This is a genomic window from Williamwhitmania taraxaci (assembly GCF_900096565.1).
In the GTDB taxonomy this organism is placed as follows: Bacteria; Bacteroidota; Bacteroidia; order Bacteroidales; family Williamwhitmaniaceae; genus Williamwhitmania; species Williamwhitmania taraxaci.
In genome coordinates, this window is sequence record NZ_FMYP01000037.1 from 1 (window position 1) to 18,365 (window position 18,365).

General features: G+C 45.8%; 16 protein-coding genes and 2 riboswitches. Of the genes, 15 read left to right on the forward strand and 1 reads right to left on the reverse strand.

The genetic code is table 11. The features are described 5' to 3' along the window. Window positions 1-413: 413 nt before the first annotated feature. Window positions 414-662 (reverse strand): hypothetical protein, encoded by a 249-nt coding sequence (locus BLS65_RS10480; RefSeq protein WP_125869838.1) that lies wholly within the window; start codon window positions 660-662, stop codon window positions 414-416. 118 nt (window positions 663-780) lie between these two features. Between BLS65_RS10480 and BLS65_RS10485 the strand changes: the two genes are divergently transcribed. The 15 genes from BLS65_RS10485 (at window position 781) to BLS65_RS18615 (ending at window position 18,221) form a co-directional block, all read left to right on the forward strand. Then, a complete protein-coding gene (locus BLS65_RS10485; protein ID WP_170830082.1) occupies window positions 781-2,247 on the forward strand; it encodes a cobyric acid synthase in 1,467 nt (488 codons plus the stop codon). Window positions 2,248-2,544: 297 nt separating this feature from the next. Continuing rightward, the gene (locus BLS65_RS10490; protein WP_092438726.1) at window positions 2,545-3,567 is read left to right on the forward strand and encodes an aminotransferase class I/II-fold pyridoxal phosphate-dependent enzyme; all 1,023 of its coding nucleotides are present in this window, start codon (window positions 2,545-2,547) and stop codon (window positions 3,565-3,567) included. Window positions 3,568-3,570: 3 nt separating this feature from the next. Then, the gene (gene cbiB / locus BLS65_RS10495; protein ID WP_092438728.1) at window positions 3,571-4,527 is read left to right on the forward strand and encodes an adenosylcobinamide-phosphate synthase CbiB; all 957 of its coding nucleotides are present in this window, start codon (window positions 3,571-3,573) and stop codon (window positions 4,525-4,527) included. A 382-nt stretch (window positions 4,528-4,909) separates the two neighbouring features. Further along, complete coding sequence (locus tag BLS65_RS10500) at window positions 4,910-5,437, forward strand: AAA family ATPase (protein WP_092438730.1); 528 nt, start codon at window positions 4,910-4,912, stop codon at window positions 5,435-5,437. A 133-nt stretch (window positions 5,438-5,570) separates the two neighbouring features. Next, a complete protein-coding gene (locus BLS65_RS10505) occupies window positions 5,571-5,969 on the forward strand; it encodes a GNAT family N-acetyltransferase (protein ID WP_170830078.1) in 399 nt (132 codons plus the stop codon). 257 nt (window positions 5,970-6,226) lie between these two features. After that, a riboswitch (cobalamin riboswitch) is annotated at window positions 6,227-6,414 on the forward strand. Between the two features lie 17 nt (window positions 6,415-6,431). Further along, complete coding sequence (locus BLS65_RS10510; RefSeq protein ID WP_092438734.1) at window positions 6,432-7,562, forward strand: ABC transporter substrate-binding protein; 1,131 nt, start codon at window positions 6,432-6,434, stop codon at window positions 7,560-7,562. Between the two features lie 316 nt (window positions 7,563-7,878). Then, a riboswitch (cobalamin riboswitch) is annotated at window positions 7,879-8,087 on the forward strand. 90 nt (window positions 8,088-8,177) lie between these two features. Beyond that, window positions 8,178-10,358 (forward strand): TonB-dependent receptor plug domain-containing protein, encoded by a 2,181-nt coding sequence (locus tag BLS65_RS10515; RefSeq protein ID WP_092438736.1) that lies wholly within the window; start codon window positions 8,178-8,180, stop codon window positions 10,356-10,358. Between the two features lie 59 nt (window positions 10,359-10,417). After that, window positions 10,418-11,482, forward strand: coding sequence for a nicotinate-nucleotide--dimethylbenzimidazole phosphoribosyltransferase (cobT, locus tag BLS65_RS10520; RefSeq protein ID WP_092438738.1), 1,065 nt, complete (start codon window positions 10,418-10,420; stop codon window positions 11,480-11,482). Window positions 11,483-11,732: 250 nt separating this feature from the next. Further along, window positions 11,733-12,488, forward strand: coding sequence for an adenosylcobinamide-GDP ribazoletransferase (locus BLS65_RS10525; protein WP_092438740.1), 756 nt, complete (start codon window positions 11,733-11,735; stop codon window positions 12,486-12,488). A 333-nt stretch (window positions 12,489-12,821) separates the two neighbouring features. Beyond that, a complete protein-coding gene (cobC, locus tag BLS65_RS10530) occupies window positions 12,822-13,391 on the forward strand; it encodes an alpha-ribazole phosphatase family protein (RefSeq protein WP_092438742.1) in 570 nt (189 codons plus the stop codon). 3 nt (window positions 13,392-13,394) lie between these two features. Then, complete coding sequence (locus tag BLS65_RS10535; protein WP_092438744.1) at window positions 13,395-13,898, forward strand: bifunctional adenosylcobinamide kinase/adenosylcobinamide-phosphate guanylyltransferase; 504 nt, start codon at window positions 13,395-13,397, stop codon at window positions 13,896-13,898. 125 nt (window positions 13,899-14,023) lie between these two features. Beyond that, window positions 14,024-14,605 carry a cob(I)yrinic acid a,c-diamide adenosyltransferase gene (locus BLS65_RS10540; protein WP_092438746.1) on the forward strand — a complete coding sequence of 194 codons (582 nt, stop codon included), beginning with the start codon at window positions 14,024-14,026 and terminating at the stop codon, window positions 14,603-14,605. Next, the gene (locus BLS65_RS10545; protein WP_092438748.1) at window positions 14,556-15,887 is read left to right on the forward strand and encodes a cobyrinic acid a,c-diamide synthase CobB; all 1,332 of its coding nucleotides are present in this window, start codon (window positions 14,556-14,558) and stop codon (window positions 15,885-15,887) included. The genes BLS65_RS10540 and BLS65_RS10545 overlap by 50 nt, the downstream gene beginning before the upstream one ends. Before the next feature lie 274 nt (window positions 15,888-16,161). Next, on the forward strand, window positions 16,162-17,724 hold the full coding sequence (locus BLS65_RS10550; RefSeq protein WP_092438750.1) for an ATP-dependent nuclease: 1,563 nt from the start codon (window positions 16,162-16,164) through the stop codon (window positions 17,722-17,724). Beyond that, on the forward strand, window positions 17,709-18,221 hold the full coding sequence (locus BLS65_RS18615; RefSeq protein ID WP_212590535.1) for a DEAD/DEAH box helicase: 513 nt from the start codon (window positions 17,709-17,711) through the stop codon (window positions 18,219-18,221). Before BLS65_RS10550 ends, BLS65_RS18615 begins: the two co-directional genes overlap by 16 nt. Window positions 18,222-18,365 lie beyond the last annotated feature (144 nt).

An 18,365-nucleotide genomic window follows, 5' to 3' on the forward strand; every position in this document is an offset into this window, starting at 1 on the left:
GACGACAGCGCATCCTAAAGCTCTTTTCGGCCAAGAAATACCACCTGCTGCTGGAGTGAAGCGGCCACGCTGCTGTGCCCAATGGGAAAGGTATGCCCGCGCCTCAACAGCTAGTAATTGAATACCTGATACTTATGTTTCGTTACGATTTTTATTGTTGCAGGCTTCCAAAAAAGGAAGTTGCAAACCATAGGGGGAGCGAAAAACGGAAGAAGTGACGCAAAGAAGGGCTATGTCGAACCAAAAAAATGGCAAAATATCCACCAAGCAAACCTAAATACGCTAAGATTTAAAACCTAGCAATCGACCTGCGGATTTAAGGTTTTATGAAAAAAAAGCATTAATTGGCAATAAATGAGTATTTATTTGTGACTAATGCGTATTTATTTGCTGCCAATGAGAATTCATTTATTTCATGATAGGATTTCTTTGAAAGAAGATAAGATTTCTTTGGTTTGAGATTGGATTTCTTCGTTTTGAGATAGGCTTTCTTTGGTTTGAGATAGGATTTCTTCATTTTGAGATAGGCTTTCTTTTGTTTGAGATTGGATTTCTTCGTTTTGAGATAGGCTTTCTTCGTTTTGAGATAGGCTTTCTTTTTTAGAAAATAGGCGTGATGTGGATGCAATATAGTAGACGCATGGCCTTGCGTTTCTGCGCATATCGTTGTCATTAACGTAATTGCCGAATTGGCACATTGCCGCATTGTCCTGTTCATTTCTTCTGAAAACTCTTTTTAGGCTTTTTCTGCAAATGGGTTAGCTTTGCCCCATATCCTCAATTTCAATGAAATTACAACCGTTAATGATACTGGGCACCGGCAGCGACGTAGGGAAAAGCGTTGTTGCTGCCGCCTTCTGCCGCATATTCAGGCAAGATGGCTACACCCCGGCTCCCTTTAAGGCGCAGAACATGGCGCTCAACTCCTTTGCCACCCCCGAAGGGCTGGAGATAGGTCGCGCGCAGGCCATGCAGGCCGAGGCCGCGGGCATTCCCTGCCACACCGATATGAATCCGGTGCTGCTCAAACCCACGGCCGACCATATGTGCCAGGTCGTGCTCAACGGAAAGCCCATTGGCAACCGCAGCGCCTACGAATACTTCAACGGCGACGGGCGTGCCGAGCTTTGGCAAGCGGCTACCTCTGCTTTCGATAGGCTACAGGATCAATTCAATCCTATTGTGCTCGAGGGGGCGGGGAGCATCTCCGAACTCAACCTGTGGGATCGCGATATTGTAAACCTTCCCATGGGGGAATATGCTCACGCCGCCTGCATCCTTGTGGCCGATATCGATCGCGGTGGCGTCTTTGGCAGCCTCTACGGCTCCATTATGCTGCTGCCCGACCACTACCGCAAGCTGGTGAAGGGGATCATCATTAATAAATTCCGCGGCGATATGCGCCTCTTTGAGGATGGCCGAAAAATGATAGAGGAACTCTGCGGAATCCCTGTGCTAGGCGTTATTCCTCACTTCATGGATATAAAGCTCGACGAGGAGGACTCGGTGATGCTTACCCAGAAGAGTAGGAGCGCTGCCAAGGGAAAGGTAAACGTTGCGGTGGTGCTGCTGCGCCACATGAGCAACTTCACCGACTTTAACGCGCTGGAATCGGACGAGCGCATCAACCTTTACTACGTCTCCGAGCCAGAGCAGCTGGCCGAGGCCGATGCTATAATCGTTCCCGGAACCAAGAACACCATTGCCGATCTGCTCGACCTGCGCAGCCGAGGCCTTGCAGCGGCCATCATTGCGCATCACCAGGCGGGAAAAAGCGTGGTGGGCATCTGTGGGGGCTTCCAAATGATGGGGCGCACCATCTCCGATCCGCTTGGGGTGGAGGCAGGCATTTTAGAAGTGCCGGGCTTGGCAATTCTTCCCGTCGATACCGTTATGGAGGCCGAAAAGGTGACGCGGCAGGTAGAGTTTCGCTTTCGTGGTGGAGAAGAGCGCTGCACCGGCTACGAAATTCACATGGGGCGCACCACCGGTAGCCCTCAATCGGTAAATACGCTGGCCGATGGCACGGTCGATGGCTGCTGGCTCTCCAACGGCTGCTACGGAACTTACATGCATGGCATCTTCGACAATCGTTCGGTAGTCGATGCGCTCGTTGCACCTTTTACTAACCAAAAATCGGCGGCTCAATCTTACGCTTGCTTCAAGGAACAGGAGTATGATAAGCTGGCCGACCATTTTCGCCGGAATTTGGATATGGAGAGGGTGTATGAGACAATGAGACAATGAGACAATGCGGCAATGTGCCAATGAGACAATGCGGCAATGTGCCAATGAGACAATGCGGCAATGTGCCAATGCGGCAATGAGACAATGCGGCAATGCGGCAATGCGGCAATGTGCCAATGTGCCAATGTGCCAATGCGGCAATGTGCCAATGAAAAAAATAACCACGGAGGCACAGAGAACACAGAGCAAATTAATTCAGCGTCTTTTCACCCTTCACCCTTTTTACCCTTTACCCTTTAACTTTTAACCCTTTACCTTTTCACCCTTCACCTTTACCTTTTCACCTTTAACCTTCTTATGCTCTACGGTCACGGCGACGATATTTATTCCTCTAAGCGCGAAGTTGCAGCCAACTTCAGCACCAACGTTTGGTGGGGAACTCCCTACCAGCTGCTTTGGAATCATCTCTCCACGCAATTACCATTGCTTGCATCCTATCCGCACCCTTCGGCTGCCGACTTGGGCAATGTGCTGGCCAATCAGGCAGGTATCGATGGCAATAGAGTAGTAGTAACCAACGGAGCCACCGAAGCATTCTACCTTATTGCCCGCTGCTTTAGCCGACGGAGAGCCGCAATTGTGGTTCCCACCTTTATGGAGTACGAAGATGCTTGCCGGCTCAACGATGTTGATGTTTCATTCATTTCACGCGCAAGTTTCTTTGAAGGAAAGCTTGGCGATGCTAACCTTGTTTGGCTCTGCAACCCCAACAATCCAACTGGCGAGGTTTCTAGCGCCGAAGCTATTCTGGAAATAATTGGACGCTTTCCTCAAATCACCTTCGTGGTCGATCAAGCCTACGCCGCCTTTTGCGCCGAGCCACCCATTCACCCGAAAGAAGCCAACTGTTTTCCCAACCTTATACTGGTGGAGTCGCTCACCAAGTGCTACGGCATTCCCGGCATTCGTCTGGGTTACCTTATTGCCGATAAAGTGCAGTGCGAGGCCATTCAGGCGCAGCGCATGCCCTGGAGCGTGAATGCCTTGGCCATTGAGGCAGGAAAGTTTATTGCTGCCAATAGGGAATCGTTTGAAGTTCCGCTTGGCGAGCTCTTCGCGTTGCGCAACAAGCTTATGAATGATATTGCGATGGTCGATGGCTTTGAGGTTTTGCCAACCGCAGCCAGCTTTTTTCTGGTAAAGATTAATCGAGAGGGATTAAATGCCCCTCAGTTGAAGGATATGCTGCTGAGTGAGCACGGCATACTGGTGCGCGATGCCTCCAACTTTCGGGGAATCGCCGATACCAACCATATCCGCATTGCCACCCGAAGCAGCTTCGAGAATAGTTTGCTTGTGAATGCACTTAAAGAGTTATAGCTTATGCTAAATGATATTCCATTGCCGATTATTGCGCTCCTGCCGCTTGCCATCGGTTATATGCTCGATTTAATGCTTGGCGACCCCGAGCGATGGCCGCATGTGGTGAGGCTATTTGGTAATGCAATTGCCTTTGGGGAGCAAAAGTTGAACCGTGGAGCGTTCCAGTTTACTAAAGGTGCTGTTATGACTGTTCTGCTCATTGCTATTACCTACCTCTTTTTCTTTGTGGCCGATAAGCTGTTGTGCAACTATCCCATTGTCTGGCTTGCATGGAGCAGCCTATTCTGCTTTTGGGGTCTCGGCAACAAGAATCTTATTGATGAAGGGCGTGGTGTATGGAGGGCTTTAGCCCTTGGGCTCGATGCAGGGCGAAAACAGCTAAGCCGAATAGTGGGGCGAAACACCGAAACGCTTTCGGCCAAGAAGGTAAAGCTGGCAGTGCTCGAAACCCTCTCCGAGAACCTTAGCGATGGGGTAGTAGCACCCATCTTCTTCTTCGCCTTGGGTGGTGTTCCAGCCATGATGGCCTACAAAATGGTAAATACGCTCGATAGCATGGTAGGATATCGAAACCCTCGCTACGAACTGTTTGGTAAGTGTGCTGCTCGCCTCGACGATATTGCAAATTTTATCCCTGCACGCATTACGGCGCTGCTTATGGTGCTCGTTTCGCTTAGTGGGAGAGGACTTCGTTTTATTTTTATGTATGGTCACGCACATAAGAGCCCAAACTCCGGCTATCCCGAGGCAGCCTTGGCAGGTATTCTCAACATCCGGTTTGGTGGCACATCCACCAAGGGCGGCGAAGTAGTAGAAAAGCCATTTATCGGCAAAGTCGATCGAGAACCTAACGATGCTGACTTTACCCGTGCAGCTTGGATTAATCATGCAGTGGCTTTTCTTGCAGTAGTGGTAGTTGTAGGATGTAGTTTTTTAGGAGTTACGGGATTCATCTAACTTCTATTTTGGCCGTAAAATATTACGGCCCTACAACATTCTTCTTTTAATTCTTTAACTTCTATGACTTCTCTATCTCCTCTTACTTTTTTTAACTTCCTCTAACTTCATTTATTTCTTTAACTTCATTTATTTCTTTAACTTCATTTATTTCTTTAACTTCATTTATTTCTTTAACTCCTGATTAACTTTAGTATAACTCCCGATTAACTTCTTTTTTTTTAACCACAGAGAGCACAGAGAAAACACCCACAGAGAACCACAGAGAAAAGTATGAGGCAGTTTCCTTTAACTTCGTATAACTTCATCCTATTTTTTGACTTCTTTGACTTCTGTAACTTCTTTAACTCCATCTAACTTCCTCTAACTCCCTTTTCCAAAAATGCCTCGCATAATAATCACCGGTGGACCCGGCACAGGAAAGAGCAGCTTACTTGCAGCGCTGGAGCAGAAGGGATATCCCTGCTTTCCAGAAGTATCGCGCATCATTATTGCCGAGCAGCAAGCAACAGGTGGCAATCTGTTTCCATGGGGAAATATATCGGCTTTTTCCAAAGAGTGCTACGTCCGAATGCAAGCGCAGCTGGCGGATTCGTTCACCGATATCTCCTTTTTCGACAGAGGAATTCCCGATATTATTGCCTATTTGCGCCGTTACGGAAGCGCTATTCCTGCTGTGTATTTTCAAGCCAAGGAGCATTACTCCTCCACTGTTTTGGTTTGCCCTCCGTGGCCCGAGATATTTTGTAACGATCACCAACGGCCCGAGAGTTTTGACGAGACCTGCTTGTTGAACCATCACCTTTGTGAAACATATACTGCTATGGGCTTTTCCATCCTGGAAATACCTAAAGTCGGCATTGCCGAAAGGGTGGATTGGGTGCTGAAAACTATCCGTAATACGCTTTGAAATATTGCTGCGTTTTATCAGGTTTGCGCCTTCATAATTCAGTGTTCAATTCCACGCATCGACAAATAAATTCTCATAGAATTGCAACAGTCTATGTCTTATCGCAGAGGCACCACTCAGCGACGCTGTTAGGGTGAATGCCACCATTTTTGAATTTGGAGCACCTCACGATATTGCTTTTTTCGAATCCCGATTAAGTGGTAAGGCCCATTACGTGATAGTTGCCTATGCCGATGAGTTCCCGGTGGGGTATATGATTGCCTACGATAGGGATTCCGATGGATCATTCTACTGCTGGATGGCCGGAGTTACTCCGGAGTATCGAAGGAGTGGAATAGTTAGTATGTTGATGTCGGAGTTGGAACGGGTTGCCGCATCAAAGGGGTATAAGTGGGTAACCATAAAAACAAGGAACAACCACCGTCAGATGCTATCCTTTCTGGTAAAGGCTGGCTTTAACTTTACTGCGGTCGTGGAGCGTCCCGCCACAAAGGACAACCGAGTTTTGTTGGAGAAGCGAATTTCAAGATAGCGGGATAGGCAAAATATACTATGCTAATACCTTTGTTTTGCGTTTAGGAAATGGCTTTCGCTTCTAGCTATTAAATGATTTTTGCCCTATGATGGTGCCATGCCTACAATATCAATCCAATTTTCATTTGTATACGCCGGTTTCTATCGCTTCTTTGAATCCTTTAACTTCTTCTAACTTCAGCATAACTTCCTTCTTTGTTAATATCCGGTGAAAACTTCTTTGTTCAATTTCTTTTGAGAAACCTTTAAAATTAGTTCCTTTGCACCAGCTTTGGTTACCACTAATGTTGGTATTAAAAAGGGAACCTCGTGTAAATCGAGGGCTGTACCCGCAGCTGTAAGCTTCATAAGGTCTTGAATAATTGCCACTGTTCCGCCCATCGGAATGGGAAGGTTTTCAAGATGAAGCGAGCCAGAAGACCTGCCTAAGCATTATTACTTTCGGGAACAAAAGTGTGCTATGAAAATAACTTTTCTAGGTAGGAGATATATCCTACTCTTTGCAGCAGTGCTGCTTTTTGCCGGTTGCCATTCAAACCAATCCAAGCCTAAGCAAGGTCGTGAGGTATCTTTGCGCTATGCCAAACTCTTCCGTATTTGGGAATACGATGGCTATAAGATTGCCGAAGTTCGGAATCCTTGGGACACTACCCAGCTGCTTAAGCGATACATTCTGGCAGCAAATCCTAATTCCTTAACCGATAGCCTGAAATCGGTGGCTATAAGCGTACCTGTTCAGACTTTGGCCTGTGTTTTTAGCACCCATGTGTGCTTAGCCAATCGGTTGAACGTGGTGAATAGGATTACAGCCGTAAGCGAGCTGAAGTATATCAATAATAAAGCCATTCGAGCACAGGTTGCTGCGGGAAAAACCCTCGAAATGGGTCCGTCCCACAGCATCAACATGGATATTCTGCTAAAGGTTAATCCTAATGTGCTATTTGTATCTCCCTTCAAGGATAATAAGTATGGCGCAGTAGAGGCCTCAGGGATTCCGTTGGCTATCGATTGCAGCTACATGGAGGAGCATCCGCTTGCAAGGGCTGAGTGGCTTAAGTTTATGGCTCTGTTTGTGGGAAAAGAGGCCGAGGCCAACACGATATTTGATACCATTGCTCACCGCTACGAAAGGCTTGCTGCCATAAGCCGAACCGTAGCGGTGAAAGCAACGGTATTCTCGGGAAAACCGTTTAAGGAGATTTGGTATATGCCAAGCGGGCAAAGCTATGCCGCCCGTTTTATGTCCGATGCAGGTCTTTCCTACCTATGGGCCGATGTGAAGGAGTCTGGCTCACAACCCCTCGACTTTGAATCGGTGTATGCCAAAGCCGCCAAAGCCGATCTCTGGCTGATGCACGAGAATTACCAAGGAAAGTTTAACTACGCTAGATTGGCCGAGGAGAATCCTTGCTTTGCCGACTTTGCCGCATTCAAGAAGCATCGAATCATCTTCTGCAACACCTACGATAACGACTACTACGAGGAGGGGCTCCTCGAACCTGACGTTATCCTAGCCGATATCCTCTCCTTGGCTCATCCCGAACTGAAGTTGAATCATACGCCTAAGTATTACCATTGGATGGAGCAGTAGGGAGAAGTGTGAAAAGTGAAAAGTGAATGGAGGGTAAGTGAATGGAGGGTAAGTGAATGGAGGGTAAGTGGAGGATTGAAAGTAGGATGCGCTGTTGATGCGTTCTAAGCCCTGAAAGGGCGATATATAATAGCCGTTGGTGGCATCGTATTGGGTCGATTTATCGAACTAATGCTATGCAAGCCCACGGTGAAGAGAAATCGAACAATTGGCGGCGCGAACCGCAGCTGAATAGAATAAAAGGCCATGTTGCGCCGCCTTAGCCTGCATGTGAATTTTAAAGCATATTGTAAAGATGCACAATTGTGCGTCTCAGTTATAGTGTATCGATGTAGGTGAGGATGGTGTAAACCATCCTTTAAAAGGGAATCTCGTTGAAATCGGGAGCAGCCCCCGCTACTGTAAATCTGAGGTGTTGCCTTAGTATGGTCACTGTTCTGTGCACGGAACGGGAAGGCCAAGGCAATCGCGAGCTAACGCTTGCGGCAGATGAGTCAGGAAACCTGCCTACATCCATTGTGTATGCATAGTCTTCGGGGTGAAGAGTAGATCCATCGTGATTTAGCTCGTCGGACTCGGCTATGGTTTGTATAAACTTAACCGCTGACAACAGAAATGAAACGTTTTTTTCAGATAATAGTAATGATTGTCGCTGCATCGGGATTCGTTCGCGGAGAGCAGCTATCCGATACTATCTCCATACAGGAGGTAACCGTATCATCTTTTCGTAAGCAAATCGCTCGGGATCGTCTCCCGCAAAAGGTCGAAGTTATTACCCGTGAACAAATTGAAAGAGCTGGAACCTCCGATATCTCCGACATCCTGAAAAAGGAGGGTGGCTTGGATGTAATCCAATATCCAGGTATGCTTTCAGGTGTTGGTATTCGTGGTTTTCGTCCGGCTACAAGCGGTCTCAACCAGCGCGTGCTGGTGCTCATCGATGGTCGTCCATCGGCTTCCACGAACCTTGCCATGATCGACCTTACGGGAGTGGAAAGGGTCGAAATTATTAAGGGTCCCGCCTCGGCCATATACGGCCCACAGGCAGTGGGTGGGGTTGTTAACATCATCACTCGCAAGTCGAGCGGAAAATTGCAGGGTAAGGGCACGGTTGGTTATGGCTCTTTTCAACAAACCGAAGCTTCGGCTCAGGTTGGCGGAACCATTTCTGGCCCTGTCGATTTCGACTTCAGCCTAAACCGCTATCAGCGAAACAAGAACTATAAAATTGGCAAGAACAATCTCTTCCGCGATGCTCTTGGTTTCGACGAAATAAGCAGCTATTTTTCCAAGGGCGACTCCACTATGGTCGAAACCGACGACCGTGGCGATGGCGATGTTCGACCCAACACCAAGTATACTCGCTATGGAAGCCGCGGAAGGATTGGCGTGCAGCTCTCCTCCGATTGGCGTCTCGATTTTTCCGTAGATGGAGTTTTTGCCGATGATGTTGAGGATCCCGGCGATATAAAGGATGGCTCTAACAAACCTGGACTAAAAGACGTATCGCGCCTGAGCAGTGATATTTCGCTTACAGGCAAACTTGCGCCAACCAATACACTTACACTGCGCGTTTTTTATGGTTTTCAGCTGGCTAAAAACATGACTACTTACGAAGGGGTTCCTTCTGCGCTGATTCACCCATATAAGTCATACAACGAAACAACCGCTTGGAAGGGCGTGCAGGTTACCGACATGGTAACCATGGGGAGTAATACCTTCTTTTTCGGGCTGGAGAACAACCAAAGCAATTTCGATTCCCGTCGCTTCAAAAAGGATGGCTCCCGAGTGGCTCCCTACAAGCCAAACTATTCCTTTATTACCACCGGGGTGTTTGCTCAAGGCAACATCAACCTGGTGGCCGATAAGCTATTTATCTTGGGTGGAGTTCGTTTCGATAACATTCAGTATAAGGTTTTCGAAACCGAGTTGATGACCTACAAGGAGCGAAGCGAGAACAACCAGTTCTTTAGCCCCAGCCTCGGGTTGCGCTATCAGGTTCTCCCCGGATTAAACCTTAAGGGAACCGTTGGCTATGGCTTTTCACCCGCCGATATCTACTCGGTGGCAGGGTACAATGAGGTGTTTTCCAAAAAGCCGAAACATGTAACAATTTACGCAGGCAATGCGGAGCTTAAAAATATGGAGAGCCTTACACGCGAGTTGGGCGTTACCTATGGCGATAAGGCCGGACTTTGGAGTGCTGAGCTATCCTACTTCTGGACTACCTACAAGAACAACTCTATTGAGAAGTTTATTCCGGCTACAAGCCTTGAACTAACAGCCAGTGGCGATACCATTGATGCTCGGGTCAACTATCAAAATGCCCCTTCAAATACAATTCAAGGGTTGGAGAGCAGTGGCTCATTCGATTTTGGTAAGCTGGCCGGATGGAACTCCTCTTTGCAGCTGTGGGCTTCTTACAGCCACCTGTTTACCGCCAACGAGGTAGCCGATGAGTATGGCATTGGGCAAACTACCCGAAAGATGCTCAACGTGGCCATGGATAATCTTCGCACTGGTATTTCCTTCGATGATAGCAAAAACCTCTATGCAAGCCTAAGTTTCCGCTACGTAGGCGACCGTTTCGATCGTAACTGGAACTACTGGGATCGCTACGTGGAGACCACTTATGCCAACTATATGGTGGCCGATTTTGTGACTGGGTATCGGTTCCTAAAACACCACGAGTTAAGCCTTTCTGTGAATAACCTTACCGACGAAAACTACTACGAAAAGCGGGGATACAACATGCCAGGACGTAGCTTCTGGATTCGTTACTCTTTCAAATTCTAAACTATTAAAACAGGCGATAGGGTTCACTACCTATCGCTTTTTATATGCCATAACTACCTATGAAACTAACCATCGCACCTCTAAGTAATGTGCTAACAGAATCGCTGTTGTCGAAGATTGATAACAAAACCAAGCCTGTTGGTTCCTTGGGCCTTTTAGAGCGTCTAGCACTTCAAGTGGGGCGCATTCAAAATACCCTAACCCCGGCAATTAAGCATCCGGTTATGTTTACCGTGGCGGCCGATCATGGCATCACCGATGAGGGCGTGAGCCCTTGTCCAACCGATATCACCTGGCAGCAATGCCTCAACTTTCTCAATGGTGGAGGCGGTATTAACGTTTTTACTCGCCATGCGGGTATGGATTTTTATCTGGTAGATGCTGGGGTAAAGTTCACCTTTGAGCCGCACGCCAAGCTTATCGATGCTAAGGTCCGCTTTGGTTCGCGCAACTTTGCCAAGGAGCCTGCCCTTACCCGTGCCGAGTGCCAACAGGCAATGAGGAATGGTGGGGAGATTGTTCAGAAGGTATTCAACGAGGGCTGCAACACTGTTGGGTTTGGTGAGATGGGTATTGGTAATACTAGTCCGGCATCGGTGCTGCTTTCAATCTTCGCAAAGATTCCTTTGGACGAAACGGTGGGTGCCGGCTCGGGTCTCGATAAGTTTGGTGTGGGGCACAAGCTACACGTGCTTAAAACAGCGGTAGAAAAGCATGGGATTCCTACCGATCCAATTGATGTGCTTTCCACCTACGGAGGTTTGGAGATTGCCACCATTGCCGGCGGAATGCTAAAGGCAGCCGAGCTGGGCATGGTAATTCTGGTGGATGGCTACATTACCACCTCTGCACTGTTGGCAGCACATGCCATCAATCCATTTGTTGTAGATTACTGCATATTTGGACATCAGAGCATGGAGCCGGGACATAAGAAGATGATTGACTTCCTTGGCGGTGAGGCGGTTCTTAAACTCGATATGCGCCTAGGTGAGGGCACCGGTGCTGCTCTATCGCTCCATATTGTTGACGCTGCGCTGAAGTTCCTGAACGAAATGGCTTCCTTCGAAATGGCCTCAGTTACCAGCACCACCCATATTCGTGGAATAGAAAAATGTGAATTGTAAGTAGTGAAATGTGAATTCAAGTAGAAGTTATTCGGGAGTTAGACTGAAGTTAATCAGAAGTTAAAGGAGTCATAGAAGTTAGATGGAGTTAAAAGAAGTTAGAGGAAGTTAGATGGAGTTAAAAGAAGTTAGAAGAATACGCATTTTCTTTGTGATTCTCTTTGGTTATTTTCTCAGTGCTCTCCGTGGTTAAAAAAAAGAAGTTAGAGAAATAAAAGAAGTTAGATAAACCCTTAAACCCCTCTTTTCAATGCTAAAACGTGAACTAAAAATATTCTTCACTTCCCTAATGTTCTTCACCCGCCTTCCCGTATGGAGGCTGTCGGAGTTTACTCAGGACACCCACAACAAAGCATCACGGTACCTGCCCATGGTGGGATGGATTGTTGGGGGAGTTGCTGCGCTCGTTTTCTGGCTTGCAGCGCAGGTGTTGCCTATGAATGTTGCCGTATTGCTAAGCATGGCTTCTACCATTTTGCTAACTGGTGCTTTTCACGAAGATGGTTTCTCCGATGTGTGCGATGGCTTTGGTGGCGGCTACACTCCCGAGCAAATGCTCACCATAATGAAGGATAGCCGTGTGGGTGCATATGGGGTAATTGGAACTTTCTTTATTCTTGGGTTGAAGTGGGCCGCGCTTGTGGCTATTCCTGTTTCGCTTATTCCCATTGCCCTTGTGGCAGGGCATAGCATTAGCCGAATGTTTGCAATGCTGGTAATTGCCACCGCCGATTACGTAAAGGAGAATCCGGGTAGCAAGTCCAAACCGCTTGCCCATCGACTGGGGGCAGGAGAGCTGGTTTTTGCAATAATAACTGGCCTATTGCCGTTGCTTCTGTTGCCCTGGCTAATATCCCTTTCGCTAGTTTTGGTATTGCTTACTTTCATTGGGTTTCGGGCCTATATTCTCAAGAAGCTAAATGGCTACTCCGGCGATTGCCTCGGTGCCATGCAGCAAATTACCGAGGTGGTGTTTTATTTGGGAGTAATTGTTCTCCTTCGGTAGTGAAAGAGTTTAAGCGGAGGGTGGTTAGGAGTCAAAGGAGTAAGCGAAGTCATAGAAGTTAAATGAATATGCATTGAACTTTGTGTATCTCTGTGGTTAGAAAAATGAATTTAAACGGAAGTTAGATGAAGAAAATAGCAGAGGAAATAAATGAAGAAAATAACAGAGGAAATAAATGAAGTTATAAGAAGTTAGAGGGAGTTAGATGAATAAAAAAAACGCAAATAAATGAAGAAAAAAAGTAAACGTATTAATTTCGATTAGGTAAGTATTGAAGCACACGTCTTTTAACTTTTAACTTTTCACCTTTAACCCTTTCACTTATCACTTCGCATGAAACAAATCTTCCTCATACGCCACTTTAAATGTGCCAACGCCGATGGCCTCTGCTATGGCCAAACCGATTTGCTTCCCGATGCCGGTTTCGATGATAGCCTCGCTTCCCTTCGAGCCACACTTTTGGGATTTGAAGTGGAAAAGGTTGTTTCCAGCCCCTTGAGCCGCTGCCTTCTTATTGCCGAAGAACTTGATTCTTCCTCACCAGTAAGCATTGAACCATGCCTTATGGAGATAGATTTTGGAAGGTGGGAGAATAAACTCTGGACCGACATTCCCCGCCACGAGCTCGATACTTGGGGCACTTCATTTATGGATTGCGCCCCGCATGGTGGCGAAACGTTTCGGCAACTCTATAACCGAACATGGGCCGCTTTTCAGGAGGTTCGGCAGCTTCCTTACAACCGAATTGCAGTGGTTACGCATGCCGGACCTATTCGCGCCATACTCGCCGGATTGCTTGAAATGCCGCTTCACCGAGCTTTTGCTCTTAACCCTCAGTATGGCTCTGTTACTAAAATATCCTTTGTAAATGAACAAAGCTATACTATCGACTTTATTTGTTAGCAGATGATACACCTAATCACCGGTGGCCAGCGCTCCGGTAAAAGCCGACAGGCGCAGCAGCTGGCCCTGAATCTTTCCCCAAGGCCCGTTTACGTGGCCACCTCTCGCATTTGGGATGAGGAGCACGGCAAGCGCATTACCCGTCACCGCGAAGATAGAGCCAACCTTTTCGATACCGTTGAGGAGGAGCTACGCATTGGCGAGCTAAACCTCGCCGGGCGCGTAGTGGTGGTCGATTGCATTACCCTTTGGCTTACCAATATCTTCTTCGATTTTGAAGCCGACGTGGAGAGATCTCTTATATTTGCAAAGGAACAGCTTGCTTTGCTTGCACAGCAGGACGCACACTTGCTTTTGGTCTCCAACGAAATTGGAATGGGAGGAACATCGCCCAACGAGCTGCAGGTTAAGTTCACCGACCTCCAAGGCTTCGTTAACCAGCATATTGCTCAGCTGGCCGATAACGTTACGCTCATGGTTTCGGGAATTCCTGTTTCAGTAAAATAGATGAATTGAACGCGGATGGATATGATCTATCGTTTCTTTTTCGCAATCTTTGTCAGGTTTTTTTGAACAGTTTGTCCCAATTATTGTAATTACCATTAAACTATTATAAACCTATTTTTACTAAAATGGATCCACTAAAAATATACACCAAGGGTGGCGATAAAGGTACCACCAGTATTTGCGGAGGTATTCGCGTCGAGAAGGACGATATCCGTATTGAGGCCAACGGCACGCTCGACGAGGCTTGCTCTACCATTGGCATTGCTCGTGCCATGCTTAAGGATGATAAAGAGCTGCACGATATGCTGCTTGCTATTCAGGAAAGCATGATGACCATAATGGGCGTTGTGGCCACTCCATCTATAATGCTTTATGAGCATCCTCCACGGCTGCCCGAGCTTACCACCGAATGGATGGAAAAGCATATCGACGACATTCATGCCGAGATGGGCGACGATAGCGAGTTTTTCTTGCTTCCCGGAGGTAACATTCTGTCGGCACAAATACATGTTGCACGCACCCAGCTGCGCCGTGCCGAGCGCCACCTTGTTGCCCTAAATAGGGTCGACGAGCTCCACGAAGTGGTTATTCCTTGGGTAAACCGCCTCAGCGATCTTTTCTTTGCTTTAGCTCGCGTTACTCTTCACCGCTCGGGCGATGGCGAGGATAAGTGGCACAAATTTCAGACTAAAATCGTTGGACAGTAAGCCTCAGTTTATGATTGCTGCGGGTAATAGTGGTTCCGGAAAAACCACCATTACCCTTGGCTTGTTGCGCGCCTTGCAAAACAGAGGCATCAATGTGCAGAGTTTTAAGGTGGGCCCCGATTTCATCGACCCGCTGCACCACCGTCATGCCTCTGGAAAAGCATCCATCAACCTCGATATTTTTATGGCAGGGGAGGAGGGCGTATGCAAGGAGTATTCCCTGTATGCGTCATCGGCTCATACCGTTGTTGTGGAAGGAGTAATGGGTCTTTTCGATGGCTCGGTGCGCGACACTGCCAGCAGTGCCCATGTGGCTAAGCTGCTCGGCATTCCGGTTATTGTGGTGCTCGATGCATCTTCCATGGCCTATACCGCCGCCGCCATTTTGCACGGACTTACAACTTTCGATTCAAAGCTAACCATAGCCGGTGTGGTATTTAACTTCTGCGGAAGCGAGGGGCACGCCGAAATGCTGCGCGATGCAGCCGAGAGTGTCGGCGTGAGATGCCTGGGATGTATTCCGCGCACCGAGCTGGTCTCGCTTAAGAGTCGCCACCTGGGGCTTAACTACGAGGCCGCAGCCGACCAAGTCTACAGCGCCATGGCCCAGCTTATGGAGCAGCATCTCAACATTAACGAGCTGCTGGAGCACACCACTCCCTTTCGGTTTGAGCCTGTTTCCGATTCGGTGCCGACAGGGAAGCTGCGCATTGCCGTGGCCTACGATGAGGCGTTTTGCTTCACCTACGAGCACAACCTTCGATTGCTAGCCCAGCTAGGAACGGTTAAATTCTTTAGCCCACTGCACGATGCCCATTGTCCCGACGCCGATTTGGTTTACCTTCCCGGTGGCTACCCTGAGCTGTTTGCCCAGCAGCTGGCCGCAAATGAATCTATGAAGCAAAGCCTTCTTGCCCTTAAGCGCACAGGTGCCAAAATATTTGGTGAGTGCGGAGGCATGATGTATATGGGCAAAACGCTCCAGACTTCCGATGGCGTGGTTCATCGCATGTGTGGGCTGCTACCGGTGGAAACCACCATGCTCGGTTCTGGCTTTTCGTTAGGCTACAGACGAATTTCTCGTGGCAAGGAGGTTTACTACGGCCATGAATTTCACTACTCAAGCTACGCTTCAAATCCGGTGAATACACTCCCTGTGGTAGTCGAGAATGCAAACGGAAAAGTTCTCCAATCCCCAATTATTGCCGAAGGAAAGGTGTTGGGGTCGTATCTCCATTTTTATTTTAGAACCGAAGTTGAAATAACCCAGCTTCTATTTTAGTTGCGCTAGCTATCTCACCCTATCAATAATCTCCCCGGCTTAGGCGAATGAAATTACTGTATTTAGGACTCAAGCATTAGTAGCAATTTACCCACTGCTATCCTATAAACTGCACTTATCACTTGAATTCAAAAAATATTGTTCATCCATCCAGCACCTTATATCAACATTATATATACCTTGGGGTGAAAATAAAAACAGCTAAAGCTGGGTTTGTAAACGAGTTATGCCTAATGCTAATAAACGACCGTGAAACCCTAAACAGATCGACAAAATGAAATTTATTACAAGACTTAAACTAAAAAACTTCAAACGATTTCAAACCTTCATTGTGGACTTTGACGACAAGTTAAATATACTAGTTGGCGACAATGAATCTGGGAAAAGTTCAATTATTGAAGCAATAAATTTAGTTTTAAGCGGAAGCAGAAGCAAAGTTGAATCGACAGGTTTAGAGAATGTATTTAATTCTCAAGTGATAAAGGATTTTCTCATCTCTGACAAAAAATATGAGAGCCTTCCGACCCTCTTTATTGAATTATATTTTAATGAACAAAACAACCCCGACCTAAACGGAAAAAACAATTCTGACGAAACCATTTGTGACGGTTTGAAACTTGAAATTATACCAAATGACGAATTGAGTAAGGACATACAGGAAATTCTAAAACAAGCAGAACCCGTTTTTCCCTTTGAATTCTACACAATCAAATTCAATACATTTTCAGCAGAAGCGTATTCAGGCTATAGAAAATACCTAAGACACATACTCGTTGACAATGCACAGATTAGCAGTGAATATGCAATTAAAGAATACGTAAAAGATATGTATGGTGCTTTTGCCAATTCTGTGGAACAAAATATTCATCACAATGAATATAGAAAGCATAAAGAAGCGTTTAAAAAAAACATTTTAAAAGACCTAAATGCAAGAGTTCCAACTTACGACTTTTCAATTAGGAGCAATTCAAAAGCTAATCTTGAAACGGATTTAACACTTACAGAAAATGATATCAGCATTGAAAATAAAGGCAAAGGAATTCAGTGTTTTATTAAAACCGAATTTGCTTTAAGTCGAACTCAAGAAAATCTTGATGTTATTTTATTGGAAGAACCCGAGAATCATTTGAGTCATATCAATATGAAAAAATTGATTCGAAAAATTAGCGATACTTCTGAAAAACAGATTTTCATTTCAACACATAGCAACCTAATAAGCACTAGACTTAATTTAAGAAATTCAATACTACTCAATAGCAATAGTGAGATCCCAGTTCTATTAAAAGACATTGACGAAACAACCTCTAAATTTTTCATAAAAGCCCCAGACAATAACATTCTAGAATTTGTCCTTTCCAAAAAAGTGATTTTAGTTGAAGGAGATGCAGAATTTATTTTGTTGGAATCTTTTTTTAATAATGTTAAAGGGGCAGCATTAGAACTTTCAGACATTCACATTATTTCAGTTGACGGTACAAGTTTCAAACGATATTTAGAAATAGCAAAGGTTTTGAAAATCAAAACAGCAGTTGTTAGAGATAATGATGGAGATTATCAAAACAATTGTGTGGACAATTTTAGTGATTACAAGGCTTTTAGTTTTATAAGAGTGTTCTCTGAAGAAGACCCAAAACTTAGCACATTTGAAATAAGTTTATATAATACCAACAATGCAATTTGTGATGAACTATTTTCAGCGGGTAGAGTAAAATTATCTGTATTGGAATTTATGCTAAAGAACAAAGCGGAAGTTGCTTTTCAACTCTTGGATAAAAAAGCAAATACAATTTCTACTCCAACTTACATCAAATCCGCAATAGAATGGATAAGCGAGTAATTTTTGCAGTTGCAGGTTCAGGTAAGACAACTCTTATCATTGACAATCTCAATTTGGAGAGCAAATTTCTACTTGTTACTTACACGACTAACAACGTTCACAATCTGCGAACTGGCATTTTGAAAAAATTCGGTTACTTTCCCGACAACGTAAAGCTATACTCATACTATTCGTTTTTATATGGTTTCTGTTACAGACCATTTTTACATTCAGCATTAGGTACTAAGGGTATAAACTATGAGCAGAACCCTTTTAAATTCGCAAAGAAAAACGAGCGAAAATATTTTATAGATAAATCTAACAGACTTTATAGCTCTAGAATTGCAAAATTGATAATTGAACAAGATGTCGCAAAGGAAGTAGTTGCGAGAATTGGTAGGTATTACGACTTCCTTTTTATTGATGAAATTCAAGATTTTGCGGGTAACGACTTCAATTTATTAAAGGAGATTTCAAAAGCTAATCTTAATCAATTATATGTTGGAGACTTTTTTTAACATACATTCGATACAAGCAGAGACGGTAACATAAATTCAGGGTTGCACGATAACTTTGAAACCTACAAAAAGACTTTTGAAAATATGGGGGTAAAACTAGACCTCACTAAACTCTCAAAAAGTTATCGGTGTAGTTCGACTGTT